Source organism: Citrobacter sp. TBCS-15 (assembly GCF_005280815.1).
GTDB classification, from domain to species: domain Bacteria; phylum Pseudomonadota; class Gammaproteobacteria; order Enterobacterales; family Enterobacteriaceae; genus Citrobacter; species Citrobacter werkmanii.
The window spans coordinates 1-850 of record NZ_SZWK01000207.1 but is presented as its reverse complement, the minus strand read 5'-3'; the positions used below and the strand labels follow the sequence as shown (position 1 = coordinate 850).

Below are 850 nucleotides of genomic sequence, written 5' to 3'. Positions count from 1 at the left end.
CCTAAATTAAGGAAAATTTCATTAATTAGGTTTACCTGAACACCTTTTTCGTCAATCATATCATAGCCGAGCATTAACTCGTACCAATATTTTTGCGTAGGGTGTAACTTAATTTTCATCAAATTTCCAGTAGTAAGGTAAAAGTTATCTTCTATCCACTCGATAGCTTGAGTAACTCTATCATAACGATAAATATATTTCTCATGAATTCTGATTTGCTTTTTAATAGTTTTACGCATATATTTATTTAGTTCTATGCCATGTTCTTTATTATAAGCCAACATTTGATTCATGTAATACATTTTATACCTCAAATTCTACATTTAATATACCTTTTTTTATTCTATTCTTAACAGTAGTTCTACTTAGTCCCATTTTTCGAGCCAATTCATTTATGCTATTAAATTTTAACCCTTTATAAACAAGTTTTTTACAACCGTGTAATTCTCCATTAAAATTGTTTTTTAAATGGTCAGTTCCAACACGTTCAAACATTCTTCTTGTATTTTCGGCTTGTGTTACATACTCAAGATTAGACAAACTATTGTTTTCTTTATTTCCGTCTTTGTGGTCAACGGTTAAGCCACTTTTACCTCTGAACGCTTCCATTATAACTCTATGTAGCCAAGTGTTTTTTATTACAAATATAAATTTTATAATAACCATTCTTTTGTAAAGTTGGCTTCATCATTTTATTTTGAGAAAGGCTGTAAATATTACCGTCTTCATAAACTATATATTTATCTTTATAAGTTACACTTTTCATTCAAACCCCTCTGGAACTTTAATTTCTGGCGTTTTATATTTACTTAGCTTATAGTCGTCAAGTTCTTCAATTTTAGCTTTAAGG

At 28.8% G+C, this 850-nt stretch carries 4 protein-coding genes; all 4 read right to left on the bottom strand.

Annotated features, from left to right (window positions below; all coding sequences use genetic code 11):
- A partial coding sequence (locus FDW96_RS12700; protein ID WP_212732896.1) for a hypothetical protein occupies nucleotides 1–293 on the bottom strand: 293 nt, incomplete at its 3' end.
- A gap of 10 nt (nucleotides 294–303) precedes the next feature.
- On the bottom strand, nucleotides 304–609 hold the full coding sequence (locus FDW96_RS12695; RefSeq protein ID WP_170974708.1) for an HNH endonuclease: 306 nt from the start codon (nucleotides 607–609) through the stop codon (nucleotides 304–306).
- Between the two features lie 7 nt (nucleotides 610–616).
- Nucleotides 617–766, bottom strand: a complete 150-nt coding sequence (locus tag FDW96_RS25075; protein ID WP_170974707.1) for a hypothetical protein — start codon at nucleotides 764–766, stop codon at nucleotides 617–619.
- On the bottom strand, nucleotides 763–837 hold the full coding sequence (locus FDW96_RS12690; protein ID WP_252362868.1) for a bacteriophage terminase small subunit: 75 nt from the start codon (nucleotides 835–837) through the stop codon (nucleotides 763–765). The genes FDW96_RS25075 and FDW96_RS12690 overlap by 4 nt, the downstream gene beginning before the upstream one ends.
- Between the last annotated feature and the right edge of the window lie 13 nt (nucleotides 838–850).

Coding starts and splice junctions, on each gene's coding strand:
- FDW96_RS25075 (WP_170974707.1), bottom strand. CDS start 766: ATGAAAAGTGTAACTTATAAAGATAAATATATAGTTTATGAAGACGGT.
- FDW96_RS12695 (WP_170974708.1), bottom strand. CDS start 609: ATGGAAGCGTTCAGAGGTAAAAGTGGCTTAACCGTTGACCACAAAGAC.